Source organism: Kitasatospora sp. NPDC058046 (assembly GCF_042885595.1).
GTDB lineage: Bacteria > Actinomycetota > Actinomycetes > Streptomycetales > Streptomycetaceae > Kitasatospora.
This window is the reverse complement of the sequence record NZ_JBHVRS010000038.1, coordinates 45,694-72,100: the sequence shown is the minus strand read 5'-3', so window position 1 is coordinate 72,100 and position 26,407 is coordinate 45,694. Positions and strand designations below refer to the sequence as shown.

The window sequence follows — 26,407 nt, the reverse complement described above, 5'->3', positions numbered from 1 at the left end:
ATGGTACTGCAGGGGGGACCCTGTGGGAGAGTAGGACGCCGCCGAACAATTCTTCAGAAGAACCCCCATCCGGGTCCCGGATGGGGGTTCTTCGCATTTCCGGTGACGTATCGTCAGGGCATGGACGATCAGACAGCGGTCATTGCGAACGATGTGCTCCGGCCCGCGCAGCGCGACGGCGCTCTGCGTGTTCTGGCGGAGGCCCAGGCGGTGGACGGCCGGGCCGCCGTGTCCGAGCAGGGCCGGCTCCGGCTGCGGAACGCGGAGACTCCGCGCCCGGGCGTCATCCATCTCGTAGAGACCGAATCCGGGGCCGGATCCGAGTCCGAAACCGGAGCCGTCCTCGGCTACGGCCAGCTGGAGGTGCCGGAGAACCCGGCCGCCAACCCCGCCGCCGAGCTGGTGGTCGATCCCGCCGTCCGCGGTCGCGGCCTGGCCCGTCCGCTGGTGGACGCCGTCCTGGCACAGGCCCACCGCGCGGGGCGCGAGGCGGTGGACTTCTGGGTGCACGGCGGCCACCCGGCGGCCCGGCACCTGGCCGAGGCGTACGGCGCGGAGCTGGTCCGCGAACTGCGCCAGATGCGCCGGCCCGGCCCGCAGACCGAGGACGTGGTCGTCCCCGCGGGCATCGAGCTCCGGACCTTCCGCCCGGGGGAGGACGACGCCGAGTGGCTGCGGCTGAACGCCCTGGCCTTCGCCCACCACCCCGAGCAGGGCACCTGGACCGAGCAGGACCTGGCCGAGCGGATCGCCGAGCCCTGGTTCGACCCGGCCGGCTTCTTCCTCGCCACCCGGGACGGCAAGGTGGTCGGCTTCCACTGGACCAAGGTGCACCCGGCCACCGCCACCGAGCCCGAGCTCGGCGAGGTGTACGTGGTCGGCGTGGACCCGGCGGAGCAGGGCAGCGGCCTCGGCCGGGCACTGACCGCGGCGGGCCTTCGCCACCTGACCGGCACCGGCCCCGGCGAGCGCGGACTGGGCGCCGTCCTCCTCTACGTCGACGCCGACAACCCGGTGGCCGTGCGGGTGTACGAACGCCTGGGGTTCACCGTCCACGAGGTGGACCTCATGTACCGGGCCCCGTACCGGGCGCCCCGCCCCGCCTAGCCGCCGGTAGCCGCCGTCGGCCGGAACGTCCCCGGAACACCTCCGGAACACCCCCGGACCGGGGCACGGACCAGGGAACGGACGGGGTACGGGACGGCTTAACCCCTTGCCCCGACCGACTCAGCTTTCCTCCCGGCCATGCGGTGTTTACCGTGGATTCAATTGCTGCCGCGAAGATCACAGGATGAAGTCCGTAGTGTCTCGCTCGTGCAGAGTCGACCGCCACGCACCGGCCGGTCCTGTACGGACCGCGCCCGGAGGGTGGGTGCTGTCCCCGGGTCCGGCCCGGGGCGAGGGCGACGGCCCGCAGAGCCCATCGCGTCCGGACGCCGTCCTGCTGCTGGAGGAGCTGGAGCCCATGAGCATCCCCCGCCCCGTCTCTGCCCCGCTGTCGCCCCCGGCCCGGATGTCCAGCGCGCTGGGGATCCCGCCGGAGCTGCCGGCCACGGACGAAGAGGAGTTCGAAGCGCTGCCGCAGGGCCGCTTCCTGGACCGCGAGCGCAGTTGGCTCGCGTTCAACGAGCGGGTCCTGGAGCTGGCCGAGGACCCGGGCATCCCGCTGCTGGAGCGGGCGAAGTTCCTGGCGATCTTCGCGAGCAACCTGGACGAGTTCTTCATGGTCCGGGTGGCCGGCCTCAAGCGCCGGATCGCCACCGGCGTCGCCACGCGCAGTGCCTCCGGCCTCCAGCCGCGCGAGGTGCTGGACCTGATCTGGACCCGCTCGCGCGAGCTGATGGCCCGCCACGCCGCCGCCTTCCAGCAGGAGGTGCTGCCGGACCTCGCCGCCGAGGGCATCGAGCTGGTCCGCTGGTCGGAGCTGGCCGAGAAGGAGCAGGCCCGGCTGCACACGCTGTTCCGGCAGAAGATCTTCCCCGTGCTGACCCCGCTGGCCGTCGACCCGGCGCACCCCTTCCCGTACATATCGGGACTCTCGCTGAACCTGGCCGTCGTGGTGCGCAACCCGGTCTCCGGGCACAAGCACTTCGCGCGGGTCAAGGTGCCGCAGTCGCTGGCCCGCTTCCTGGAGGCCTCGCCCCAGCGGTACGTCCCGCTGGAGGACGTCATGGGCGCCCACCTGGAGGAGCTCTTCCCGGGGATGGAGGTGCTGGCCCACCACGCCTTCCGCGTCACCCGCAACGAGGACCTGGAGGTGGAGGAGGACGACACCGAGAACATCCTCAAGGCCCTGGAGAAGGAGCTGATGCGGCGGCGCTTCGGCCCGCCGGTCCGGCTGGAGGTCGAGGAGTCGATCGACCCGTACATCCTGGACCTGCTGGTGCGGGAGCTGAACATCACCGAGGCGGAGGTCTTCCCGCTGCCCGGGCCGCTGGACCTGACCGGGCTGTTCGGGATCGCCGAGCTGGACCGCCCGGAGCTCAGGTACCCGAAGTTCGTGGCCGGCACGGCCCGCGGGCTGACCGACGTCGAGTCGGCCTCCCAGCCGGACATCTTCGCCGCGATGCGCGAGCGCGACGTCCTGCTGCACCACCCGTACGACAGCTTCTCCACCTCGGTGCAGGCCTTCCTGGAGCAGGCCGCCGCCGACCCGGACGTGCTGGCGATCAAGCAGACCCTGTACCGCACCTCCGGCGACTCGCCGATCGTCGACGCGCTGATCGACGCGGCCGAGTCCGGCAAGCAGGTGCTGGTGCTGGTCGAGATCAAGGCGCGCTTCGACGAGCAGGCCAACATCAAGTGGGCCCGCAAGCTGGAGGAGTCCGGCTGCCACGTGGTGTACGGCCTGGTCGGGCTGAAGACGCACTGCAAGCTCTCGCTGGTGGTCCGGCAGGAGGGCGACACCCTGCGCCGCTACTCCCACGTCGGCACCGGCAACTACCACCCGAAGACGGCCCGGCTGTACGAGGACCTCGGTCTGCTCACCTCCGACCCGCAGGTCGGCGCGGACCTCTCGGACCTGTTCAACCGGCTCTCCGGCTACTCGCGCCGCGAGTCCTACCGCCGTCTGCTGACCGCCCCGCGCGGCCTGCGCGACGGGCTGGTCGCGCGGATCCACAACGAGATCGCCCACCACCGGGCGGGCCGCCCGGCCTACGTGAAGGTCAAGGTCAACTCGATCGTCGACGAGGCCGTGATCGACGCGCTGTACCGGGCCTCCCAGGCCGGGGTGCCGGTGGACGTCTGGGTGCGCGGGATCTGCGCGATCCGCCCGGGTGTCCCGGGGCTGAGCGAGAACATCCGGGTCCGCAGCGTCCTGGGCCGCTTCCTGGAGCACTCCCGGATCTTCGTGTTCGGCAACAACGGCGATCCGGAGGTCTGGATCGGCAGCGCCGACATGATGCACCGCAACCTGGACCGCCGGATCGAGGCGCTGCTGCGGATCACCGATCCGGCGCACCGCGCCGAGCTGTCCGGGCTGATCGACCTCGGGGTGTCGGACGAGACCGAGTCCTGGCACCTGGGGCCGGACGGCGCCTGGACCAGGCACTCGCAGGACGCCGAGGGCCGGCCGCTGCGACACGTCCAGGACCTGCTGATCGACTCGCGCCAGCGCCGCAGGGCCGCCACCTCGCGCTGACGCGCCCACTGATGCGAGCCGCCGGAGCAGTCGGGCCCCTCGGGGCCCGAAGGGGACCTGTTCCGGCGGTCGGCCACCAGCTCCGGGGGACCGCCCCGGGGGAACGGGGATCTACCACGCCATGACCGAAGCGCCGATGACGGCCCAGGCGGCCTCCACAGCGACCGCCGGGGACATCCTCTCCCGCCACCTCACCGTCCAGGCCGGCGCCTTCCTGCGCGCGCTGCCGCTGGCGGTGGGCGAGGTCGGTGCCAGACCCGGGACGGCCTCGACCGTCCCGTCGGCCGGCACCTCGGACCTGCTGCGGGCCGTCCGGCGGATCGGCGGGCTGCTGCACACCTTCGGCTCGGTCTTCGAACAGACCTGGGCGCAGGAGTCGCGCACCGAGCTGCGCTGGCTGCTCAACCTGCTGGCGCTGGAGCCCGGCTACGTCCGCCGCTCGGCCCGGCTGCTGGGCGCGCTGGACCTGCTGAGCGGCACCGACCCGGAGGGGACGGGCATGCTGGCCGGCCACGCGGGCGCCCCCAAGGCGCGCGCGCTGCTGGACCGGCAGCTGACCCTGGCCCGGACCAGGGCGCACTCCACCGTGCTCCAGGAGCTCCGCTCCGCCCGGCTGCACGCGCTGGCGGACCGGATGACCCTGCTGGTCGGCGAGGCGCCGCTGCTGGACTCGGCGGACGGCCGGGCCCCGGCCGTGCTGCTGCCGCAGGCCGCCGCCGCGTTCGCCGCGCTGTCCGCGGGCGCCCAGCAGCTGCCGCTGCAGCGGGCCGCGACGCCGTACGGTGGGGACGGGCTGCGCCGGCTGGGCGCGGTGCCGGCGTCCCGCGGGGCGACGGACGCGGACACCGCGCTGGCGGCCGACGACGCGCCCTGGGCGCGGTTGCGGATCCTGGTGAAGCGGGCCCGGTACGTGCTGGAGGTGTGCGGCCGCGCGTCCTCCGAGCTGGACGGGCTGGACGCGGTGCTGGACCGGCAGCAGGAGGCGGCGGACGCCGCCGTCACCGCCGCCACCGCGGCGCGCACCCCGCGGATCACCCCGGCGACGGCGTACGTCCTGGGCGTGGTGCACGCCGACCAGCGGCTGGAGGTGGAGTCGGCGCGGTACGCCGTCGGCCGCCGCTGGCCGGACCTGCCGCCCGGCCCGGACGGCTGGCTGGAGCTCGTCCCGGCCGACGCCTGGGGGCACTCCGTCGCACCCCGGACGGTCTGAGGTGGGCGAGCGCCCGCGCACCGGCCGGGCGGCGGCCGGTGCGGGGCACGGCCCGGTGATCCTGGCGGCGGGCGCGGTGCTGTGGCTGCCGGGCCGGCCGAAGAAGAGCGGCCGGCTGGGGCGGCCGCGGATCGCGCTGGTCCACCGGCCCAAGTACGACGACTGGAGCCTGCCGAAGGGCAAGCTCGAAGCCGGTGAGGGGATGGCCGAGGCGGCGCTGCGCGAGGTCCGGGAGGAGACCGGGTTCCACTGCCTGCTGGGCCCGGAGCTGCCCACCCAGCACTACCGGGTGCAGGGCCGTCCGAAGGAGGTCCGCTACTGGGCGGCGGTGCCGTCGAGCGGGTCCTTCCGGCCCAACCGGGAGGTGGACCGGCTGGACTGGCTGCCGGCCGGGAAGGCGCGCGCACGGCTCACCCACGACCAGGACCGGCTGCTGGTCGACGCCCTGCTGGCGGTCCTGGGGGCGGAGCCGGTGCGGGCCGCGGGGGCCGGGTCGGTGAAGGAACGGTGGAAGTGATCTCGTCGCGCCCTCCCCGTGACGCAACCGTTACTACCTGACGTAGTTTCCTGTCATCCGTTCGAGGTTCACTCGCCGTTCACTTGCGACCGGCTGTCGTGTCACTTACCCGGCCTAACTTCGGGACCACCGGAGGGCCGCACGGGCCCCGGACCACAGCAAAACCCGCGCTGGGCCGTACGCGTACGGCGCACGCCAAGGGCAATGCCACAGAAAGGGACACCCCTGTGAAGCTCCAGCGGAACGGCCGCTCCAAGGCCCTCGCGATCGGTGCCATGGCGCTCGTCAGCTCGCTGTCGCTCGCCGCCTGCGGGTCGGACAACAACAACACGACCGCGTCCGGTGGCTCCAACGGCTCCGCCGCGACCAGCGCGATCAACTGTGGCAAGGCCGGTTCGCTGATCGCCGCCGGTTCGACCGCGCAGACCGCGGCGATGGACGTCTGGAAGACCAGCTTCGCCGCCGCCTGCTCCGGCAGCACGATCAACTACCAGGGTGGCGGCTCCGGTGCCGGCATCCAGCAGTTCAACCAGGGCAAGATCCAGTTCGCCGGCTCCGACTCGGCCCTCAAGCCGGCCGAGGTCGACGCCTCCAAGGCGGTCTGCACCGGCGGCCAGGGCATCGACCTGCCGATGGTCGGCGGTCTGATCTCGCTGGTCTACAACGTCGACGGCGTCGACAACCTGGTCCTGGACGGCCCGACCTCCGCCAAGATCTTCGACTCGCAGATCACCAAGTGGAACGACCCGGCGATCGCGGCCCTGAACCCGGGCGCCAAGCTGCCGGACGCGGAGATCCAGACCTTCCACCGCTCGGACGACGCTGGCACCACCGAGAACCTGACCAAGTACTTCGCCGCCGCCGGCGGCGGCGCCTGGACCTACCCGGCCGGCAAGGCCTGGGCGGCCAAGGGCGGCCAGTCGGCCAACGGCAGCGCCGGCGTCTCGGCCCAGGTGAAGCAGGTCAAGAACTCGATCAGCTACGTCGAGCTGGCCTACGCCCAGACCAACAGCCTGAAGAGCGCCGACATCAACACGGGCGCCTCCAAGCCGGTCGCGGCCACCGCCGAGAACGCCGCCAGCACCATCGCCAAGGCCCAGGCCGCCGGCACCGGCAGCGACCTCGCGCTGAAGCTCGACTACGCGACCAAGGACGAGGGCTCCTACCCGCTGGTCCTGATCACCTACGAGATCGTCTGCGACAAGGGCAACAAGGCCGAGACCCTCGACACCCTGAAGTCCTTCCTGACCTACACGGCCAGCGACGCGGGCCAGAAGGCCGTCGGCGAGAAGGGCTACGTCCCGCTGCCGAAGGCCGTGACCGACAAGGTCAACGGCGTCATCGCGACCCTGGCCTGACCCGACAGGACCCCCGGTGGGGCGGCCCCGTGAGCGAGGGGGGCCGGGGCCGCCCCACCGGAACGCACCACACCCAGCACCACGTCCGGGGCACCGCCGCCATGGTGCCGTTCCCCCTTCCGGGGCGGCACCACCAGACCGGAGTAGACCAATGACTTCATCCTCCCCTGCCGCCCCGCGAGGCAGGGAACGCCGGCCGCGCGACAGCCGGGTCGGCGACAAGATCTTCATGAACCTCGCCCGGGGCTCGGGCATCCTGCTGCTGGTCATCATGGCCGCCATCGCGGCGTTCCTGACCTGGCGGTCGGTCCAGGCCCTGAGCACCAACGAAGGCAACTTCCTCACCTCCTTCGAGTGGACGCCGGACGCCCCGAAGCCCGTCTTCGGCATCGCCGTCCTGGCCTTCGGCACCATCGTCAGCGCCGTCATCGCGATGGCGATCGCCGTCCCGGTGGCCATCGGGATCGCGCTGTTCATCTCGCACTACGCGCCGCGCCGGATCGCCCAGCCGTTCGCCTACCTGGTCGACCTGCTCGCCGCCGTCCCCAGCATCGTCTACGGCCTCTGGGGCGCGCTCTTCCTCGTGCCGCACATGGACGGTCTGACCAGCTGGCTCAACGAGTACCTGGGCTGGACGTACATCTTCGACCAGACCAGGACCGGCACCCCGCGCAACCTGTTCACCGTCGGCATCCTGCTGGCGATCATGGTCCTGCCGATCATCACCGCGGTCTCCCGCGAGGTGTTCCGCCAGGTGCCGCGGATGCACGAGGAGGCGGCGCTCGCGCTCGGCGCGACCCGCTGGGAGATGATCCGCACCGCGGTGCTGCCGTTCGGCCGCCCCGGCATCATCTCGGCCTCGATGCTCGGCCTCGGCCGCGCGCTCGGCGAGACCATCGCGGTCGCGGTGGTGCTGTCCGCCAGCAACGTCCTGTCGCTGCACATCCTCGACGCCGGCGGCGGCACCTTCGCGCAGAACATCGCGCTGAAGTTCGCCGAGGCCGGGGACAACGGCCGCAACGCGCTGATGGCCTCCGGCCTCGTCCTGTTCGTCATCACCCTGCTGGTGAACGGTGCCGCGCGACTGATCATCGCCCGCCGCAAGGAGTACTCGGGGGCCAACGCATGACCGTCACCGCGCTCGTCGAGGACGCCCGGCCCGTCGGCCGTCCGCTGACCGCCAACCGCCTGCCCAAGTGGGCCCCGGCCGCCGTCGCCGCCGGCTCGATCGCCCTCGGCTGCGGGATCGGCGCGGTCGGCGGGCTGGCCAGCCACCTCCAGTGGGGCCTGATCTCGGGCCTGCTCTTCCTCCTGATCAGCTACACCCTCTCGGCCCAGGTCGAGGGCCGTCGGCAGGCCAAGGACCGGTTCGCCACCTCGGTGGTCTGGGTCGCCTTCATCCTGGCCGTCGTCCCGCTGGTCGCCCTGACGGTCTACACCGTCCAGCAGGGCATCCACGTGGTCGACGGGAACTTCCTGGGCCACTCCATGAAGGGCGTGATCCAGTCCGGGCCCGGCGGCGGCATCTACCACGCGCTGATCGGCACCCTGGAGCAGGTCGGCCTGGCCACCGCCATCGCCGCCCCGATCGGTCTGCTGACCGCCGTCTACCTGGTCGAGTACGGCCGCGGCACGCTCGCCAAGGCGGTCACCTTCTTCGTCGACGTCATGACGGGCATCCCGTCGATCGTCGCCGGTCTGTTCATCCTCTCGATCTGGAACCTCGCGCTGGGCTTCAGCTACTCCGGCTTCTCGGGCAGCCTCGCACTGGCGATCCTGATGATGCCGGTCGTGGTCCGGTCCACCGAGGAGATGCTCAAGCTCGTCCCGAACGAGCTGCGCGAGGCCTCGTACGCGCTCGGCGTGCCGAAGTGGAAGACCATCCTGCGGATCGTCCTCCCCACCGCGATCGGCGGCATCACCACCGGTGTGATGCTCGCGGTCGCCCGCATCACGGGCGAGACCGCCCCGGTGATGATGCTGGTGTTCGGCGCCGACTCCATCAACAACAACCCGTTCGAAGGCCCGCAGCAGTCCCTGCCGATGTACATCTGGCAGCAGTACTCGCAGGTCAACAACGACTTCGGCTACGCCCGTGCCTGGGGCGCGGCGCTGGTGCTGATCGCCTTCGTGATGGGGCTCAACCTCATCGCCCGGGGCATCGCGCGCTGGCGCTCGCCCAAGGGCGGGCACTGAGCGACCGACTGACGTACGAGACAGACGAGAGAAGCAACGATCATGGCCAAGCGCATCGACGTCAGCGGACTGTCGGCCTTCTACGGCACCACCAAGGCCATCGAGGACATCTCGATGAGCATCGAGCCCCGCTCGGTGACCGCCTTCATCGGCCCCTCCGGCTGCGGCAAGTCCACCTTCCTGCGGACCCTCAACCGGATGCACGAGGTGATCCCCGGCGCCCGGGTCGAGGGCAAGGTCCTCCTGGACGACGAGAACCTGTACGCCTCCAACGTCGACCCGGTCGCCGTGCGCCGCTCGGTCGGCATGGTCTTCCAGCGCCCGAACCCGTTCCCGACCATGTCGATCTACGACAACGTGATCGCCGGTCTCCGGCTCGCCGGCGTGAAGAAGAAGGCCGTGCTGGACGAGGTGGTGGAGCGCTCGCTGAAGGGCGCCAACCTCTGGAAGGAGGTCCACAACCGGCTGAACAAGCCGGGGGCCGGCCTCTCCGGCGGTCAGCAGCAGCGCCTGTGCATCGCCCGCGCCATCGCGGTCGAGCCCCAGGTCCTGCTGATGGACGAGCCCTGCTCCGCGCTCGACCCGATCTCCACCCTCGCCATCGAGGACCTGATCGGCGAGCTGAAGGAGCAGTTCACCATCGTCATCGTGACCCACAACATGCAGCAGGCGGCCCGCGTCAGCGACCGCACCGCCTTCTTCAACCTGGCCGGCGTCGGCCAGCCGGGCAAGCTGGTCGAGCTGGACGACACCCAGCGGATCTTCTCCAACCCGCAGGTCCAGGCGACCGAGGACTACATCTCCGGCCGCTTCGGCTAGACCGGCCCCGTCACGGGCGGCGCCCCGGCGCCGAGCGGCGTGACGGACCGCGAGCTGTCCCGTGGTGCTGCATGGCGGTGCCGCCACGGGGCATGGAAAAGGGCCCGCCCCCGAGATGTGGGGGCGGGCCCTGTCCGTTCGTGCGTCCTGCTCCGCGCGTCCTGCTCCGTGCGTCCCGCGGGGCCGTCAGCCCCAGAACAGGTGGGCGAACCAGTACACCAGCGCCGCGACGAGCGCGGCCGCCGGCATCGTGATGAACCAGCCGAGCACGATGTTCTTCGCGACGCCCCAGCGCACCGCGCGGATCCGCTTGGTGGCCCCCGCGCCCATGATCGCCGCGGTGATCACGTGGGTGGTGGAGATCGGCGCCTTGAAGACGAACGAGGTGACGTACATGACCGTGGCGGCGGTGGCCTCGGCCGCGAAGCCCTGCGGCGGGTCCAGCTCGATGATCTTGCGTCCGAGCGTCCGCATGATCCGCCAGCCGCCCGCGTAGGTGCCCAGCGAGAGCATGGTCGCGCAGGAGATCTTCACCCAGACCGGGATCCCGTTGCCGGACTGGTGGCCGGAGATGGTGAGCGCCATCACCACGATGCCCATGGTCTTCTGGGCGTCCTGGAGACCGTGCGCCAGCGCCATCGCGGCGGCCGAGGCGGTCTGGGCGACCCGGAAGTTGCGCTTGGCCTTGTGCGGGTTGGCCCGGCGGAAGATCCACAGGATCGCCAGCATCACCAGGAAGCCGCCGACCAGGCCGACCACCGGCGAGACGATCATCGGGATGACGATCTTGTCGAGGACCCCGCTCCAGATCACGTCGATGCCGCCGGCCATCGCCGCGCCCACCATGCCGCCGAACAGCGCGTGCGAGGAGGAGGACGGCAGGCCGAAGTACCAGGTGACCAGGTTCCAGGCGATCGCCCCGACCAGGGCGGCGAACAGGATCACCATGCCCTTGTCGCCGGTGGGGGTCTCGATGATCCCCTTGGAGACGGTGTGCGCCACGCCGCTGCCGAGGAACGCGCCGGCCAGGTTCATCACCGCGGCCATCGCCAGCGCCGCCCGGGGGGTGAGCGCCCGGGTGGAGACCGAGGTGGCGATCGCGTTCGCCGAGTCGTGGAAGCCGTTGGTGTACGTGAAGAAGAACGCAACGCCGACGACGGCGATGAGTGCTGCCATGTCCACGAGGGTCAGGACTCCTTGACGGCGATGGTCTCCACCGTGTTGGCGACGTGTTCGAACGCGTCCGCCGCCTCCTCAAGGACGTCCACGACCTGCTTGAGCTTGAGGACCTCGATGGCGTCGTACTGACCGGAGAACAGGTGGGCGAGCAGCTTGCGGTGGATCTGGTCGGCCTGGTTCTCCAGCCGGTTGACCTCGATCCAGTACTCGGTGAGGTTGGACATGCTGCGCAGGTTCGGCATCGCCTCGGCGGTGAGCTCCGCGGCGCGCGCCAGCACCTCGATCTGCTGCTCGATGCCCTTCGGCAGGGTCTGGATGTCGTAGAGGACGACCAGGTCGACGGCCTCCTCCATGAAGTCCATGATGTCGTCCAGCGACGAGGCGAGGCTGTAGATGTCCTCGCGGTCGAAGGGCGTGATGAAGGACGAGTTCAGCTGGTGGAAGACGGCGTGGGTGGTGTCGTCCCCGGCGTGCTCGGCGGCGCGCATGCGCTCGACGATCTCCGCACGGGCCGACACGTCTGATCCCAGCAGCTCCAAGAGGAGCTTCGATCCGACGACGAGGTTCTCCGCCGCGGCGGCGAACATGTCGTAGAAGCTCGTCTCCTTCGGGGTCAGGCTAAAACGCACGGAAATCTCCGATGTGCGGGGTAGGGACTGAACGATGCTAGGTGCAACCAAGCGCAATCACGCAAACGGGGGGCCGGGGAAGGAGCCGGAAGCTCCCCTTCCGTTCGGCTGCCGCACCGGCTGATCCGGACCGCACCGCCACGTGCGGACTGGAGCCCTCAGTCTGACGGAACCTCGCCCGGATTGTCCCCGTCGTGCGTACGGAAGACCGGGGCGCCGCTCAGACGGGTGAACCGCCGGCCACCCCCGCTCCCGGCCCGGCGGCACGTGCCGGGTCGGCCGTCGGAACACCACGGAGGGCCCCGGTGTTGGACACTGGTGGCCGACGCAGCCACCAGGCACTGAGACGAAGGCGGGGCCGATGACCACCACGCAAGCGCGCACCGAGCCGGAGCACGCGCAGGGGACCGACCCGCACGCCGGCCACGCCCCGGCCGGGCACCACGGCCCGCACGGCTACAGCGCGCAGAAGGACGCCCACCTCAAGCGGCTGCGCCGGATCGAGGGCCAGATCCGCGGCCTCCAGCGCATGGTGGACGAGGACGTCTACTGCATCGACGTGCTCACCCAGGTCTCGGCCGGCACCAAGGCGCTGCAGTCCTTCGCGCTCTCCCTGCTGGAGGAGCACCTGCGGCACTGCGTCGCCGCGGCCGCCGAGGAGGGCGGCGCCGAACTGGACGCCAAGGTGGCCGAGGCCACCGCCGCGATCAGCCGCCTGCTGCGCAGCTGAGCCGCCGGCCGTCCGCCGCTCCGGGGCCCGCCGCGCGGGCCCCGCTAGCCGTCGGCCTCCCGGTCGGCCTGCCCGGGTTCGCTCCGGTCCAGCAGCACCTCGTCGATCCGCTCGGTCGGCAGCCGGTCGCCGGAGCTGGCCGTCGCGGCGATCATCAGCTCCCCGGCCAGATCGATCTCGTCGAGGGCCGCGTCGTCGTGGCCGCCGCTGCGGCCGCCCGTGGACGACACCACCTGCACCACCCCTTCAGTGCCTCGCCAGCCCGGGCGGCAGCCACCCGGAGCCCAGCCTAGGCACTCCGGGGCCCGTCCACATGGCACGGACGGGCCATCTCGGCACCGCCGAAACGGGTGGCCGTCGCTCCCCGGACGGCCACCCGCCCCGGCCGCACCCCGTCTCGCCCCGGCAGCCCGGGAAGCATCGGACCCGCCCTACTTCGGGCTCTCCGTGGGCTTCATCTGGTAGATGTCCGAGGCCGCGGGCTCGGCCGCCTCCACCGGCTTGCCGAAGTCCGCCAACGAGGTCGTCGACGTCACCTTCACCTGGTCCTTGGGCTCCTTCGACCCGGCCACCCCGGCGAAGGTGAACACCTCGACCACCTTGCGCAGCCGGCCCTGGTCGTCCAGCCAGGCGTCGTACGGGACCTCCTTGACGGTGAAGGTCTGCGCGCCCGTCCGCAGGCCGTCCCCGCCCCGCCCGCCGGTCGCGTCGGCGGCCTTCGCCAGGTCCAGGGTGCCCCGGTAGTGGTGCAGCGCGACGCCGTCGACGGTCTCGGTGCCCACCGCCTCCGCCTTCTGCGCCCCGCGCAGCGCCCCCGCCGCCGAGGCCGGGTCGGTGGCGCCGCTGCTGACCAGGTTGCCGTCCGGCAGCTGACGCACGTCCAGCTTGACCCACTTGCCCTCGGGGACCTTGGCGCCGCTGTTCTGGAGGTAGACGGTGCCCGGCAGGACCACCTCGACGATCTTCCCGGTGGTCGCCGCTCCCGGCGGCACCTGGACCTCCAGCCGGCCGATCCGCTTGACGTAGTCGTAGCCGCCCGTGCCGCTGAACGAGGCCTTCTTCTCTGCGGACTCGGTGACCAGCTCCGTCGCGGTGTGCGCGGAGCCGGTGCGGCCGGTGATGTCGGCGGCGTTGCGCACCGCCGTCAGCGGGTCCGCGGCGAGCTGGTCGGGTGCGGCCGACTGCTGGTCGGAGGAGCCGTCGGCGGATCCTCCGGAGCAGCCGGCGGCCCCCGCCGCCAGGGCGGCGGCGAGCAGGGCGGCGGCGGCCGCCGAGCGCAGGTGCGGACCCGGCCGGCGTGCCGGCCGTCCGGTGCGCTGCTGGTCGGTCATCTTCATCCTCGCGACAACCCCCTCGGGCCCGACTGCCCCGCCGGACACCACCGGTGGGCAGAGCTCTTTCCGGGCAAACGAGTTGGGGCGCGAAGGGTTACGGGGCCGGTACCGCCGGAGCGTCGCGCGGGAGGCGTCCGGCGCGTTACGGTGAACCACGTGCACAGTGAGCTGCCGGTCGCACCCGGCACCACCAGGATGCCCGAACACCGCCTCGTGATCAGCGAGCGCGGCTCCTTCGCCTTCGCGACCTGCAGCTGCGGCTGGTACTCCCCGGCCCGCCGCTCGCGCGACCTGGCCCGCCGTGAGGGGGCCGACCACCTCGCCGGGAACGGCGCCGAGCCGGACTGACCGCCTGGACCGCTTGGCCGCGTCCGCCCGCGGGCTCAGGCCGCGAGGTCGGACTCCGGCGGCTGCTCCCCGGCCCGCACCGCCCCGCGCCCGCGCCCGCGCCGACGGCCGCGCGGACCGGCCCCGCCGCGGGCCGCGCCGCCGCGCTCGGGCGCCCGGATCAGCGGGGCGACCGCCGTCCGGCTCAGCGCGTGGCAGAACGGCACCAGCACCGCCATCGCGATCGGCGCCAGCAGCAGCACCACGGCGACGGCCAGCGCGAAGCCGCCGATCACGTCGGTCGGGTAGTGGACGCCCATGAACATCCGGCAGAAGCCCTGGAGCAGCGCCAGCCCGCCGGCGATCCAGCCCAGCCTGCGGTTCACCAGGAACAGCGCCACCGCGACGCCCATCGTCATGGTCGAGTGGTCGCTGACGAAGGAGTGGGTGCCGGCTTTGCCGTCCACCAGCACCAGCAGCCCCGGATGGTCGACGAAGGGGCGCGGGCGGTTCACGATCGCGGCGATCGGCAGGTTCGCCAGCTCGGCGACCGCCACCGAGAGCGGCACCCAGAGCAGCCCGGCCATCGCCACCGGCGCGTCCGGACGGCGCCTGGCCTGGAGCCAGGCCACCAGGCCCAGCATCGCCAGGCCGATCAGGATGCCGTACTCGCCGATCCACGAGACCAGGTGGTCAAGCCACTGCGGGGAGCGCTTGGCCAGGCCGTTGACGGCGTAGAGCAGGTCGAGGTCGGGGTTGGTCGTGTCGGCAAGCGGCGTCGACACGCCGCACCTCCTTCTGGTCCACTGCACCTGTACGTTCCCGCCGGGGCCGGCCCGGCGCCGAAAGCTGACGGGGGGCCACCGGACCCAACGTCATCGCCGGGACACAGCGTTCCATGGAAACACGCGGTTATGTAAACGTGGCTCAGCGTCCACAGTGCGCACACAGGTCCCGGCCGTCCCGGCCTCCTCGGGCCTACCCTCCCGTCCCGGCGGGGCTCGACCCGGCCTGCGCGGGCGGGGCGGCGGCCGCGGGCCGGCCGGCGGCCGCCGGGGTGCCGCTCGGAGCACTGCCCGGCGCGCCGCCCTGGGTGCCGCCCTGGCCTCCCGCCGGGGCGGTGGGCTCCGTCCCGCCCGGCCGGCTCGGGGCGTTCACCACGCCGTCGTTGTTGCGGGTCGGCAGCGCCTGGGCGCCGTCCGAGGTGACCCGGGTCGCGCCGATGTACTCCCGGGTGTCGATCTTGTCGTAGCGGATCACCGCGCCGGTGTGCGGCGCGTTGATCATGTACCCGCCGCCGACGTAGATCCCGACGTGGTGGATGCTCCGCGGATCGCTCAGGTCCGTCGCCCAGAACACCAGGTCGCCCGGCCGCAGCTGGTCCCGCGACGGGTGCGGCCCGGCGTACCACTGGTCGTTGGCCACCCGGGGCAGGGTGATGCCCACACTGGCGAACGCGGCCTGGGTCAGGCCCGAGCAGTCGAACCGCCCGTTCTGCGAGGGCAGGCCCTCGCCGCCCCACAGGTACGGGGTGCCGAGCTTGGTCTGCGCGAAGTAGATCGCGGCCGACGACTGCGCGGACACCTCCAGTGGCGCGGTCGGCGAGACCGGCGCGGTGAAGCTGCGGGCCATCGCCTGGATGTTCCGCACGTAGCCCTGGGTCTCCCGGTACGGCGGGATCCCGTTGTACTTGAGCACCGCGCCCTCGCCGGCGTTGTAGGCGGCCAGCAGGTTGGCCTGCGGGTCGCCCGGGACCTTCGCGACCTGCTTGGCGATCGCGCAGTCGTAGGTCGCGGCCGAGGCGATCGCGTCCAGCGGGTCCCAGACGTCCGCCCTGCCGTCCCCGTTGCCGTCGGTGGCGTACGAGCTCCAGGTGCCCGGCATGAACTGCGCCATGCCCTGCGCCCCGACCCCGGAGCGCGCCTTGGGGTCGAAACCGCTCTCCTGGTACAGCTGCGCCGCGAGCATCGGCGGGGAGATCTCCGCGCAGAGCGCACCCCACCGCTGGATCGGTTCCTGGTAGGCCGCGGGGACCGTTCCGGGGGACAGGGCGGAACGATTCGCCGCCTGCTGCGGCGTCCCACTCGCCGCATAAGTCCCTATCGTCACCAGCCCGATGAACCCGAAACCAACAACTCCCGCAGCGACGGCGGCCGTACCGGCCTTCCGGAGTACCATCAGCACCATCCCGACGAGTCGTCAGTCGAAGTGTCCCGGAAGGCGTTGCTCACCGCAATCATCAGAGATACGAACAGTGAGCGCTATCCTTCGTACGGTGTACATCCTCGCGTACGTGTCCGATGCCTCACGACCAATTCGCGAGAAGTAGCCAAGTCGACATCAGATCTGGCCAAGAATAGGTACCGACCCTTCGCGCGGGCCGGGTCCGGGCCCTTGAATTTGCCTGATCGGGCGGTGAGATGGAAATGAACCTGAGCAGCGTGCACACCAATGCGGTCAGCCACCTGGCCGAGGACCCCCCCAAGAAGCCGAACATCGACACCATCATCGGCGGAATCGCCCCGGACTGGGGGCCGTTCGCGACCCTCGGGTCGGAGGCGCGGGTGATGGTCGAGGTCATCATGGCCGTCGCCATCCTCCTCTGCCTCGGCATCGCGGTCTGGGGCGCGGCCAAGCAGCGGATCGGGGCGACCGCGATGCGCGACAGCTTCGGCGCCGAACAGGGCAAGGGGCTGATCGTCGCCGGACTGACCGGCGTGTTCATCATCGGATCACTCGGCACTCTGTTCACCATTGTCTACGGCATGGCGATCTGACGATCGGACAGCAGTAGTCCGACCTGCCTGAGACCGGGTCCCCGTCCGGACCCCCTCCGACGGCCGGCCCGCCAGGACCCCACCCCCGTTCCCACCCTCCGCTCGCGCCCGCCCCCGGGCGGAGGGCCCCCGGAGCCGCCCCGGCTCCCCGCACCAGGAGGGCCGCCGTGCCGTTGTCCGACGACCAGCCGCGCACCCGTACGCGCCTGCCGGTCGGCGAACAGTCCTCCCCCCAGCAGAACCACCGTCAGTCCCGCCCGCTGCGCGCTCTGCTGGCCGTCCTCGTGGTCGTCACCCTGCTCGTCGTGGCCATCGCCATCGCCAACCGGGTCACACCCGGCAGCGGAAGCGGCACAGGAGGCGGCGGCGCCTCCGCCGACCGCGCCGGCTCCGGCGCCGGCCCCGCCCCCAGCGGCGACCAGCCCGTCGGCACCACCGTCAACGGCATCCCCACCGGCTACCCGCACACCGAACCCGGTGCCCAGTCGGCCGCCACCAACTACGCGGTGGCGATCGGCTCCGCGGACATGTTCCGCACCGACAGCCGGCACGGCATCATCACCACCATCGCCGACCCGGACGCCCTGGCAGGGCTCCAGGGCCGGCTGGACCAGGGCTTCGGCGGCGACACCGCCACCCGCTACGGCCTCGACGCCCAGGGCCACGCGCCCAAGGGCCTCACCTTCGTCAGCCGCACGGTACCGGTCGGCACCAAGTCGACGGGCTACAGCGACGGCGACGCCAAGGTCGAGGTGTGGTGCACCGGCCTCACCGGCCTCGCCGGCGAGCACTCCGTCCAGCCGGTGACCACCAACTGGTTCACCCTCACGCTCTCGCTGCACTGGACGGGCAGCGACTGGAAGCTCACCGACTACACCAGCAGGCAGGGCCCCGCGCCGCTGCCCGCAGACCAGCAGGCCGCCACCGCCGATGAGATCACCGGCGCCGTCCAGCAGTTCGGGGGGTTCCGCTTTGCGCGTTGACCAGACCTCACGCCGTTCCGGCGCACGGCGCCGCGTGGGCACCCTCGCCGGTGTGCTGGCCACCTTGCAGGTGGCGGCGCTGGCGGCCGCCCAGCGGGTGCTCGCGGAGCCGTCGCCGACGCCGAATCCGAGCGGCACCGCCAAATCCAACTGCCCTGACCTGCCGATCTCGGGCAGCGACATTCTCTGCGCCGACAAGCCCGGCGGGGGCTCCCTCCCCGGTGGCGGCGCCGTCGGGGCCGTGACCGATCCGCTCGGGTCGTTGGCCAAGAGCTGTGCGCAGGCCGCGGCGTGGGTGGTGCGGAAGCTGTCGGGGGCGATCGACGGGACGACGCAGGTGGACTTCACCAACGCGTCGTTCCTGCAGCAGTACGCCGTGGTGTTCGCCGTGTCGACGGTGATCACGCTGGTGCTGTGGCTGCTGGCGGTGGCGAAGCGGGCGGTGCGGGGGGCGCCGTTGGCGACGGCGTTCTCGGAGGCGATCGGCTTCCTGTGGCTGACGGTGGTGGCGTCCGCTTTCACGCCGTTGATCCTGTACACCGTGGTGAGCGTGACGGACGGGCTGACCAAGGCGATCGCGGTCGGGACGAAGACGGACACCGGGTCGTACCTGGGGGGCTTCGCGGACACGCTGGAGAAGGGCGACGTGGGCGGCGGCCCGCTGATACTCGTGATCGTGTCGCTGGTCGCGGTGCTGGCGGCGGCGGTGCTCTGGGTGGAGCTGCTGATCCGGGCGGCGATGCTGTACGTCGGCGCGCTGCTGGGTACGGCGGTGTACGCGGGGCTGGTGGACCGGCAGCTGTGGAAGCACGTGCGGCGCTGGGCGGGGGTGATGCTGGCGGTGGACCTGGCGAAGCCGATCATCGTGGTCATCCTGGGCCTGGCGGGCGCGGTGGCGACCGGCTCCGGGGCGGACGACGACTTCGCCCGGGTGCTGTCCGGGCTGGCGATCCTGTTCCTGTCGATCTTCGCGAGCGCCTCGGTCTACCGCTTCGTGCCGGGCTTCGGCGACGAGATGCTGAACATGCGCGGGGCCCGGGCCAATGCCGTGCAGGCCGGTTCGGCGATGATCAACGGCACCGCGAACCTGATGAAGCAGGGCATCAGCACCCACGGCGACCGCGGCCAGGCGGCCGGTACGGGTGGCGGCGGGGGTGCCGGCGGCGGTTCGGTCGCGCCGGGCATCGCCGCGCACGCCGGGCGGACGCCGTCCCCGCCGCCGCAGGGCGGGCCGAAGCAGGGCCCGGTTCCGATCCGCGACAGCAATCCAGCGAAGGGAGGGTGACGGGTAAGTGAGCAGTGAACCGCTCGGCCAGTACGGTGCCCAGTACGCCCAGCCGTACGTCCACCAGCGCCGCACCTACCTGATCGGCAAGGCCCGCCCGAACGCGCCGATCGGCCGGAACCGGGAGTCCGGCGAGATCGTGCTGATCATCTTCGGGGCCTTCCTCGGCATGCTCTGGGGCCTGCTGATGCCGGTCCTGCCGCTGCGGATCGGCGGTCTGGTCGGTCTGCCGGCGCTCGCCATCGCGGCGGTGTACGTGCCGTACCGCAGGCGGACGTTCTACAAGTGGGTGGAGATCAACCGCACCTACCGCCGGACGGTCCGCAGCGGGCGGGCGGTGTGGCGTTCGGACGTGATGGACGCGGGCACCCGGCTGGACGGCCGGGAGGTGGAGGTCGGCCCGCCGCCGGGGGTGGGGCGGCTGCGCTGGCTGACGGCGCCGTTCGGGCCGGACGAGGTCGGGGTGCTGATGCACCTGGAGCGGCGCACGGTGACGGCCGCGATCGAGATCGAGGGCCCGGGCGTGGGCCTGCGGGACTCGGAGGACCAGGAGGCCCTGGTCGACCGCTTCGGGACGCTGCTGAAGCACGTCGCCAACGGGGACGGTTTCGTGACCCGGCTGCAGATCCTGGCCCGGACCCTGCCGGCCGACCCGGACGCGCACGCCAAGGACGTCGAGCGGCGCGGGGACCCGTCCTCGCCGCGCTGGCTGCAGGACTCGTACGACCAGCTCCAGTCGATGGTGTCGACCTCCTCGGAGCAGCACCGGGCGTACCTGGTGGCCTGCATGCACTACACCCGTGACCTGGCCGCCGAGGCGCACGCGATGGGCCGGACGGCCACCGGGCGGCGGGCGCGGGACGACGAGGGGCTGGCGGCCGTGATGGCGCGCGAGCTGACCGACATCTGCGCCCGGCTGGCCGAGGCGGACATCCGGGTGCGCCAGCCGCTGGGCCAGGCCCGGCTCTCCTCGCTGCTGCACTCGATGTACGACCCGGACCACCCGATCGACCACATCCAGGCGATGTCCCGGCGCAACGCCTGGCCGGCCGAGCTGGACGCGACCGACCCGCAGTACCTGCAGGCGAAGACCCGGGAGTCGGCGACCCGGGAGCCGTGGTGCCACGCGACCGCGTGGATCAAGGAGTGGCCGCTCACCCCGGTGGGCGTCAACTTCCTGGCGCCGCTGCTGGTGCACACCCCGGACGTGATCCGGACGGTCGCGGTGACGATGGACCTGGAGCCCACCGACGTCGCGATCGAGCGGATGCTGACCGAGAAGACCAACGACGAGGCCGAGGCGAGCCGCGCGGCCAAGATGAACCGCACGGTCGACCCGCGCGACCTGGCCCACACCGGCCGGGTGGACCAGCGCGGCGACGACCTGGCCTCCGGCGCGGCCGGGGTGAACCTGGTCGGCTACATCACGGTCTCCTCGCGCAACCCCGACGCGCTGGCCCGCGACAAGCGGACCATCCGGGCCTCGGCCGGCAAGAGCTACCTCAAGCTGGAGTGGTGCGACCGCGAGCACCACCGGGCCTTCGTCAACACCCTCCCGTTCGCCACCGGCATCCGCCGCTGAGCGGACGCACCCGCACACCCGTGCACCCGCACACCCGTACGTCCGTCCACCGCTGACCCGTCAGGAGCCCGCCCATGGCGCTCGGCAACCTCTCCGAGGCGTTCACCAGCCTGATGTTCGGCAAGGTGGAGACCACCCGTCTGCCGGTGCGCACCTCCACCGGCCAGGCGCAGGCCGTCTACCTGCCGACCGCCGCGCCGGGGCTGGGCGACTCCGGGGTGATCATCGGGCGCGAGGTGTACAGCGGCAAGGGGTACGTCTACGACCCCTTCCAGCTGTACGGGCAGCAGCTGCCCGCCCCGCACTGGCTGGTGCTCGGTGAGTCCGGCAACGGCAAGTCGGCGCTGGAGAAGACGTACGTGCTGCGGCAGCTGAGGTTCCGCGACCGCCAGGTCGTGGTGCTGGACGCGCAGGGCGAGGACGGCGTGGGCGAGTGGAACCTGATCGCCAACGCGCTGGGCATAAAGCCGGTCCGGCTGGACCCGATGGCGGCCCGGGACGGCGGGGTGAAGCTCAACCCGCTGGACCCGGCGATCACCCAGAACGGCCAGCTGTCGCTGCTGCGCACGATCGTCGAGGTGGCGATGGGGCGCGGGCTGGAGGAGCGGGCCGGCTTCGCGCTGAAGGCCGCGCACGCCCACGTGGTGGCCTCGGTGAAGGACCGCCAGCCGGTGCTGGACGACATCATCGACACCCTGCGCAACCCCGAACTGTCCTCGGTGGAGTCGCTGGGTGTGGCGGTGGGCGAGGTGCAGTCCTGGGGCCTGGACGTGGCGCTGGTGCTGGACCGGCTGGTCGACGGCGACCTGCGGGGCATGTTCGACGGGTCGACGACCGACGGCATCGACCTGGACGCGCCGCTGATCGTCTTCGACCTCTCGCACATCGACCGCAACTCGATCGCGATGCCGATCCTGATGGCGATCGTCGGGGTGTGGCTGGAGCACACCTGGATCCGGCCGGACCGGAAGAAGCGCATCTTCCTGGTCGAGGAGGCCTGGCACATCATCAACAGCCCCTTCGTGGCCCAGCTGTTCCAGCGGCTGCTGAAGTTCGGCCGCCGGCTCGGCCTGTCCTTCGTCGCGGTGGTCCACCACCTGTCCGACGTGGTGGACGGCGCGGCGGCCAAGGAGGCCTCGGCGATCCTGAAGATGGCCTCGACCCGGACGATCTACATGCAGAAGGCCGAGGAGGCGCGGGCCACCGGCCGGGTGCTGGGCCTGCCGCGCTGGGCGGTGGAGATCATCCCGACCCTGTCGCCGGGCATCGCGGTCTGGGACGTCAACAGCAACGTCCAGGTGGTCAAACACATCATCACCGAGGCGGAGCGCCCGCTGGTCTACACCGACCGCGCGATGACCGAGGACGCGGTGGCCGAACGGGTGCGCGCGGACCAGAAGTTGGCGGCCGAGCCGGGGGTCTGAGGGGCCTTCTCCGCAGGCTCCGCACCCGGCGGACGGTGACGGTTCGTCCGTAGGTAATCCTCTCGTTACGTTCCACGTCCTGACAGCTACGCGCGTTGACCCTAGGCTTCGCAGTCGCAACACATGTCACACGCCCGAACGCCGCCGCTGTCCGCAGCCGGTGCTCCCTCCAAGGTGCAGGGGAACCCTTCATGCTCACCGTCAGATCCCGACGGACGGCGCTCGCCGTCGTCGCCGCCGCTGGTCTGCTCGGCACGGTCGTCGTGCCGACGGCCGCCCAGGCCGCCGACGCCAAGCGCCACAAGACCGTCAACCTCCAGCTGCTGGCGATCAACGACTTCCACGGCAACCTGGAGCCTCCGGCCGGTTCGTCCGGCACGATCAAGGAGATCGACCCGGCCACCGGCAAGGAGGTCGCCACCCCGGCCGGCGGCATCGAGTACCTGGCCACCGAGCTGCGCAAGGCGCGCATCCCGGCCGACGACTCGATCACCGTCGCGGCCGGCGACATCATCGGCGCCAGCCCGCTGACCTCGGCGCTCTTCCACGACGAGCCGACCATCGAGGCGATGGACAAGCTCGGCCTGGACGTCACCTCCGTGGGCAACCACGAGTTCGACGAGGGCGCGCAGGAGCTGCGTCGCATGCAGGACGGCGGCTGCCACCCGACCGACGGCTGCTACGAGCCCGGCCGCACCTTCAAGGGTGCCAACTTCAACTACCTGTCGGCCAACGTCACCGACGAGAAGACCGGCAAGCCGCTGCTGGCGCCCTACTGGGTGACCAAGTCCCAGGGCGTGAAGGTCGGCTTCATCGGCGTCACCCTGGAGGGTACGCCGAACATCGTGACCGCCGAGGGCGTCAAGGGCCTGAAGTTCGCCAACGAGGTCACCACGATCAACAAGTACGCCGCCGAGCTCAAGGCCAAGGGCGTCAACTCGATCGTCGCGCTGATCCACGAGGGCGGCTACCCGGCCAGCAGCGTCTACAACTACGACTGCGGCGCGGCCGGTCAGGGCATCTCCGGCCCGATCGTCGACATCGCCAAGAAGATCGACCCGGCGGTCGGCGCCATCGTCACCGGCCACACCCACAACGCGTACGCCTGCAGCATCCCCGACCCCAATGGCGTCCCGCGCTCGGTGACCAGTGCCGCCTCCTTCGGCCGGCTCTTCACCGAGATCGACATGAAGCTGGACAAGACCACCGGCGAGATCGTGCGCCCCTCGGTCAAGGCCGAGAACCACGTGGTGCGCCGCACGGTCGAGAAGGCGTCCGACATGACGGCGCTGGTCGACCACTACTCCAAGCTGGCCGCCCCGATCGCCAACCGTCCGGTCGGCTACGTCGCCTCGGACATCAACGGCCGCGGCAGCAGCGACCTGGAGAAGCCGCTCGGTGACGTGATCGCCGACTCGCAGCTCGCCGGGCTGGCCCCGGCCGACAAGGGCGGCGCGCAGGTCGCCTTCATGAACCCCGGCGGCATCCGCTCCGACCTGGTCTACAAGGCCTCCGGCGGCGAGGGCGACGGCGTGGTGACCTACGGCGAGGCGTTCACCGTCCAGCCGTTCACCAACATGATGCAGGTCAAGACGCTGACCGGGGCCCAGCTGATCCAGCTGCTCCAGCAGCAGGTGAGCGGTTCCAACGCGGCCGCGCCGAAGGTCCTCCAGGTGTCCTCGAACCTGCACTACACCCTGGACATGCGCAAGACCGGTGCGGACCGGGTGGTCGTGGACTCGGTGCGGCTGAACGGCGCACCGGTCGACCCGGCGGCCAGTTACCGGGTCGCGGCCAACGAGTTCCTGGCCGGCGGCGGCGACGGCTTCCCGGCCTTCGCGGCCGGCACCGACAAGCTGGTCGGCGCCTCGGACCTGGACGTCTTCGTGGCCTACCTGAGCGCCCACAGCACGGCGGCCTCGCCGCTCCAGGCCCCGGCGCGGGACCGGATCAAGATCATCGGCCCGGGCAGCGACATCGACTGACCGTGAGCCGGCTCCGGGGCGTGAGCCCTGGGACGGGGGCGGGTGGGGCGCTGTCGGGGCGCCCCACCCGCCCCTTTCGTCATTCCGTCATTCCGTCATTCCGGGGCGGGGCCGCCGGGCAGGCGGACGGTGGCCAGCGCGCCCGGACCGCCGTCCGCGGCCGGGCCGAGGGTGACCTCGCCACCCGCCTCCCGGACGCTCTGCGCGACGATCGACAGCCCGAGGCCGGAGCCGGGCAGCTGGCGCGAGGAGGGCGAGCGCCAGAACCGGTCGAAGACGTACTGGAGCTCGTCCGGCGGGATGCCGGGGCCGTGGTCGCGGACGGTCAGCACGCCCCGGTGCAGCCGGACGTCGATGGTGCCGCCGGGCGGGCTGTACTTGACCGCGTTGTCCAGCAGGTTGATCACCGCCCGTTCCAGCCCGGCCGCGTCGCCGTGCACGTACCAGGGCTCGGTGTCGGTCTCGAAGACCAGCCCCGGGCCGCGCAGCTTGGCCCGTTCGACGGCCCGTCCGGCGAGCTCGTGCAGGGCGACCACGGTGGGGGCCGGGCCGCTCTTCGGGGTGTCCGGGCGGGAGAGCTGGAGCAGGTCGCCGATCAGCACGGTGAGCTCCTGCATCTGTGCCTTCATGTTGCCGAGCAGCTTGGTCTTGGTGGCGGCGGGCAGCGGGCGGCCGGTGTCGTTGCTGCGGATCAGCAGGTCGACGTTGGTGCGCAGGGAGGTCAGCGGGGTGCGGAGCTCGTGCCCGGCGTCGGCTATCAGCCGGGTCTGCCGCTCGCGGGAGTTGGCGAGGGCGGTGCTCATCGAGTTGAAGGACGTGGAGAGGCGGGCGATCTCGTCGTGTCCGTTGACGGGGATGGTGGTGCCCACCTCCTCGGTCCGGGCGATGTGCTCGACGGCGTCGGTGAGCTGGTCGACGGGCTTGAGGGAGGAACGGGCGACCAGCCGGCCGGCGATGGCGGCGAGCAGGATGCCGCCGGCGGAGACGGAGCCGAGGAGGATGGCGAGGCCCTGGAGGGAGTCCTCGACGGGCTGGGTGGAGGTGGCGACCATCAGCAGCGCCGGCCCCGACACGGAGTGGGTCAGCGAGATCCGGACGACCGCCGGGGTCCCGTCGGTGAAACGGCCGTCGCGGATGATCGACTGGCCGTTCTTGAGCCTGAACCCGGCTGTGTCGCCGGGCTGGACCACGATCGCCTTGGTCGCGTTCGGGGGCAGGCAGACGCCCGTCGGGTTGGCCACCACGAACTGGGTGTCCCGGGCCACCGCGATGCTGTTCTCCGAGGTGGCGCTCGTAGGCTGGTTCGCCAGAGCCTGTTCCGCGGTCGGGTAACAGAGGAGCAGGGGTACTCGGGCCGCCGATGGCACGGTCGCGTTGGCCAGGTCGGTCCGCACCTGGTCGTAGAGCTGCTTCTCCACGATGAACCAGCACGCCAGCGCCGACAGCGCGATCGCCACCGCCACCGCCGCCGCGCTCAGGAAGGTGAGGCGGCTGCGCAGCGAGCGGGAGCGGAACCAGTGGAGGAGGCGCTGTCGGCGGCGGGGCGTGCGGGGCGGTGCCAGCGGGGGTGCCAGCGGTGGGGGCGGGACGTGGTTCACGCGCTCGTGCCGGCGGCCGGGCGCAGGGCGTAGCCGACGCCGCGTACGGTCTGGATCAGGCGGGGCATGCCGCCCTGCTCGGTCTTGCGGCGCAGGTACATCACGTACACGTCGAGGGAGTTGGAGGAGGGCTCGAAGTCGAAGCCCCAGACCGCCTTGAGGATCTGCTCGCGGGTGAGGACCTGGCGGGGGTGGGCGAGGAACATCTCCAGCAGCATGAACTCGGTGCGGGTGAGCTCGATCGGCTTGCCGGCCCGGGTGACCTCGCGGGTGGCGGTGTTCATCCGCAGGTCGGCGAAGGCGAGCACCTCGCTCTCGTCCTCGACGGCGGCGCGGGCGGCGGCCTCGGCGGCGAGGGCGTTGCGGCGCAGCAGGGCGCGGACGCGGGCGAGCAGTTCGTCGAGCTCGAAGGGCTTGGCGAGGTAGTCGTCGGCGCCGACGTCGAGGCCGGTGACGCGGTCGCCGACGGCGTCGCGGGCGGTCAGCATCAGCACCGGGACGGTGTCGCCGCGGGAGCGCATCCGGCGGACGGCGGTGAGGCCGTCCATCCGGGGCATCATGATGTCCAGCAGGACGAGGTCGGGCCGGTCGCGTTCGACGGATTCCAGGGCTTCGTAGCCGTCGGTGGCGGTGGCGACCTCGTACCCCTCGAAGGCGAGGCTGCTCTCCAGGGCGTCCCGGAGGGCGGGTTCGTCGTCGACCACGAGGAGCCGGGCGAAGGGGTGGCCGGCCTCGGCGGTGGTGCGGTCGTCGGCGGACGGGGTCATGGGCGGGTGCCCTTTCTCGTCGGGTGGAGGGCCTGCTGGGAGCAATTGTCCGTCTCAGGGAGCG

24 protein-coding genes are annotated in these 26,407 nt (G+C 71.7%); 16 read left to right on the top strand and 8 right to left on the bottom strand.

The window, feature by feature from the left end:
* Positions 1-120: 120 nt before the first annotated feature.
* The 8 genes from mshD (at position 121) to pstB (ending at position 9,743) form a co-directional block, all read left to right on the top strand.
* Positions 121-1,107 carry a mycothiol synthase gene (gene mshD, locus ACFVU7_RS42445; RefSeq protein WP_388051650.1) on the top strand — a complete coding sequence of 329 codons (987 nt, stop codon included), beginning with the start codon at positions 121-123 and terminating at the stop codon, positions 1,105-1,107.
* A 358-nt stretch (positions 1,108-1,465) separates the two neighbouring features.
* Positions 1,466-3,643: an RNA degradosome polyphosphate kinase gene (locus ACFVU7_RS42440; RefSeq protein ID WP_074006440.1), complete on the top strand. Its 2,178-nt coding sequence runs from the start codon at positions 1,466-1,468 to the stop codon at positions 3,641-3,643.
* A 121-nt stretch (positions 3,644-3,764) separates the two neighbouring features.
* Positions 3,765-4,853 (top strand): CHAD domain-containing protein, encoded by a 1,089-nt coding sequence (locus ACFVU7_RS42435; protein ID WP_074006420.1) that lies wholly within the window; start codon positions 3,765-3,767, stop codon positions 4,851-4,853.
* Position 4,854: 1 nt separating this feature from the next.
* Complete coding sequence (locus tag ACFVU7_RS42430) at positions 4,855-5,370, top strand: NUDIX hydrolase (RefSeq protein ID WP_375876675.1); 516 nt, start codon at positions 4,855-4,857, stop codon at positions 5,368-5,370.
* 227 nt (positions 5,371-5,597) lie between these two features.
* Positions 5,598-6,728, top strand: a complete 1,131-nt coding sequence (pstS, locus tag ACFVU7_RS42425; RefSeq protein WP_181970641.1) for a phosphate ABC transporter substrate-binding protein PstS — start codon at positions 5,598-5,600, stop codon at positions 6,726-6,728.
* A 151-nt stretch (positions 6,729-6,879) separates the two neighbouring features.
* Positions 6,880-7,857, top strand: a complete 978-nt coding sequence (pstC, locus tag ACFVU7_RS42420; protein ID WP_049655977.1) for a phosphate ABC transporter permease subunit PstC — start codon at positions 6,880-6,882, stop codon at positions 7,855-7,857.
* On the top strand, positions 7,854-8,924 hold the full coding sequence (gene pstA / locus ACFVU7_RS42415) for a phosphate ABC transporter permease PstA (protein ID WP_049655976.1): 1,071 nt from the start codon (positions 7,854-7,856) through the stop codon (positions 8,922-8,924). The genes pstC and pstA overlap by 4 nt, the downstream gene beginning before the upstream one ends.
* Before the next feature lie 42 nt (positions 8,925-8,966).
* Positions 8,967-9,743, top strand: a complete 777-nt coding sequence (gene pstB / locus ACFVU7_RS42410) for a phosphate ABC transporter ATP-binding protein PstB (RefSeq protein WP_049655974.1) — start codon at positions 8,967-8,969, stop codon at positions 9,741-9,743.
* 186 nt (positions 9,744-9,929) lie between these two features.
* Here pstB and ACFVU7_RS42405 read toward each other — a convergent pair whose 3' ends face one another.
* Together ACFVU7_RS42405 and ACFVU7_RS42400 are read right to left on the bottom strand one after the other, a co-directional pair.
* Positions 9,930-10,925: an inorganic phosphate transporter gene (locus ACFVU7_RS42405; RefSeq protein WP_049655972.1), complete on the bottom strand. Its 996-nt coding sequence runs from the start codon at positions 10,923-10,925 to the stop codon at positions 9,930-9,932.
* A 5-nt stretch (positions 10,926-10,930) separates the two neighbouring features.
* Complete coding sequence (locus tag ACFVU7_RS42400) at positions 10,931-11,551, bottom strand: DUF47 domain-containing protein (protein WP_030059626.1); 621 nt, start codon at positions 11,549-11,551, stop codon at positions 10,931-10,933.
* A gap of 361 nt (positions 11,552-11,912) precedes the next feature.
* Here ACFVU7_RS42400 and ACFVU7_RS42395 point away from each other — a divergent pair, with 361 nt between their 5' ends.
* Complete coding sequence (locus ACFVU7_RS42395; RefSeq protein WP_049655968.1) at positions 11,913-12,281, top strand: metal-sensitive transcriptional regulator; 369 nt, start codon at positions 11,913-11,915, stop codon at positions 12,279-12,281.
* Between the two features lie 44 nt (positions 12,282-12,325).
* Here ACFVU7_RS42395 and ACFVU7_RS42390 read toward each other — a convergent pair whose 3' ends face one another.
* Together ACFVU7_RS42390 and ACFVU7_RS42385 are read right to left on the bottom strand one after the other, a co-directional pair.
* On the bottom strand, positions 12,326-12,514 hold the full coding sequence (locus ACFVU7_RS42390) for a hypothetical protein (RefSeq protein WP_049655983.1): 189 nt from the start codon (positions 12,512-12,514) through the stop codon (positions 12,326-12,328).
* Between the two features lie 198 nt (positions 12,515-12,712).
* Positions 12,713-13,612, bottom strand: a complete 900-nt coding sequence (locus ACFVU7_RS42385) for a hypothetical protein (RefSeq protein ID WP_388051646.1) — start codon at positions 13,610-13,612, stop codon at positions 12,713-12,715.
* Positions 13,613-13,771: 159 nt separating this feature from the next.
* Between ACFVU7_RS42385 and ACFVU7_RS42380 the strand changes: the two genes are divergently transcribed.
* Positions 13,772-13,963, top strand: a complete 192-nt coding sequence (locus ACFVU7_RS42380; RefSeq protein WP_143204767.1) for a hypothetical protein — start codon at positions 13,772-13,774, stop codon at positions 13,961-13,963.
* A gap of 35 nt (positions 13,964-13,998) precedes the next feature.
* On the opposite strand, the gene ACFVU7_RS42375 is transcribed toward ACFVU7_RS42380, so the two are convergent.
* A complete protein-coding gene (locus tag ACFVU7_RS42375) occupies positions 13,999-14,727 on the bottom strand; it encodes a phosphatase PAP2 family protein (RefSeq protein ID WP_388051643.1) in 729 nt (242 codons plus the stop codon).
* A 193-nt stretch (positions 14,728-14,920) separates the two neighbouring features.
* A complete protein-coding gene (locus tag ACFVU7_RS42370; protein WP_388051640.1) occupies positions 14,921-16,120 on the bottom strand; it encodes an NlpC/P60 family protein in 1,200 nt (399 codons plus the stop codon).
* A gap of 248 nt (positions 16,121-16,368) precedes the next feature.
* Here ACFVU7_RS42370 and ACFVU7_RS42365 point away from each other — a divergent pair, with 248 nt between their 5' ends.
* From ACFVU7_RS42365 to ACFVU7_RS42340, 6 genes are all read left to right on the top strand, one after another.
* Positions 16,369-16,719 carry a hypothetical protein gene (locus ACFVU7_RS42365; protein ID WP_049654299.1) on the top strand — a complete coding sequence of 117 codons (351 nt, stop codon included), beginning with the start codon at positions 16,369-16,371 and terminating at the stop codon, positions 16,717-16,719.
* A gap of 167 nt (positions 16,720-16,886) precedes the next feature.
* Positions 16,887-17,702 carry a hypothetical protein gene (locus ACFVU7_RS42360; protein ID WP_074006423.1) on the top strand — a complete coding sequence of 272 codons (816 nt, stop codon included), beginning with the start codon at positions 16,887-16,889 and terminating at the stop codon, positions 17,700-17,702.
* A gap of 34 nt (positions 17,703-17,736) precedes the next feature.
* Positions 17,737-18,987, top strand: coding sequence for a hypothetical protein (locus ACFVU7_RS42355; protein WP_198959524.1), 1,251 nt, complete (start codon positions 17,737-17,739; stop codon positions 18,985-18,987).
* Between the two features lie 7 nt (positions 18,988-18,994).
* Complete coding sequence (locus ACFVU7_RS42350) at positions 18,995-20,569, top strand: SCO6880 family protein (protein ID WP_049654294.1); 1,575 nt, start codon at positions 18,995-18,997, stop codon at positions 20,567-20,569.
* A 74-nt stretch (positions 20,570-20,643) separates the two neighbouring features.
* Positions 20,644-21,993 (top strand): ATP-binding protein, encoded by a 1,350-nt coding sequence (locus ACFVU7_RS42345; RefSeq protein WP_049654291.1) that lies wholly within the window; start codon positions 20,644-20,646, stop codon positions 21,991-21,993.
* A gap of 191 nt (positions 21,994-22,184) precedes the next feature.
* On the top strand, positions 22,185-23,978 hold the full coding sequence (locus tag ACFVU7_RS42340; protein ID WP_388051636.1) for a bifunctional metallophosphatase/5'-nucleotidase: 1,794 nt from the start codon (positions 22,185-22,187) through the stop codon (positions 23,976-23,978).
* A 95-nt stretch (positions 23,979-24,073) separates the two neighbouring features.
* On the opposite strand, the gene ACFVU7_RS42335 is transcribed toward ACFVU7_RS42340, so the two are convergent.
* Both ACFVU7_RS42335 and ACFVU7_RS42330 read right to left on the bottom strand, forming a co-directional pair.
* Entirely contained in the window at positions 24,074-25,576 is a 1,503-nt protein-coding gene (locus tag ACFVU7_RS42335; RefSeq protein WP_388051633.1) for an ATP-binding protein, read from the bottom strand.
* Positions 25,573-26,343 carry a response regulator transcription factor gene (locus tag ACFVU7_RS42330; RefSeq protein ID WP_074006426.1) on the bottom strand — a complete coding sequence of 257 codons (771 nt, stop codon included), beginning with the start codon at positions 26,341-26,343 and terminating at the stop codon, positions 25,573-25,575. Before ACFVU7_RS42330 ends, ACFVU7_RS42335 begins: the two co-directional genes overlap by 4 nt.
* Between the last annotated feature and the right edge of the window lie 64 nt (positions 26,344-26,407).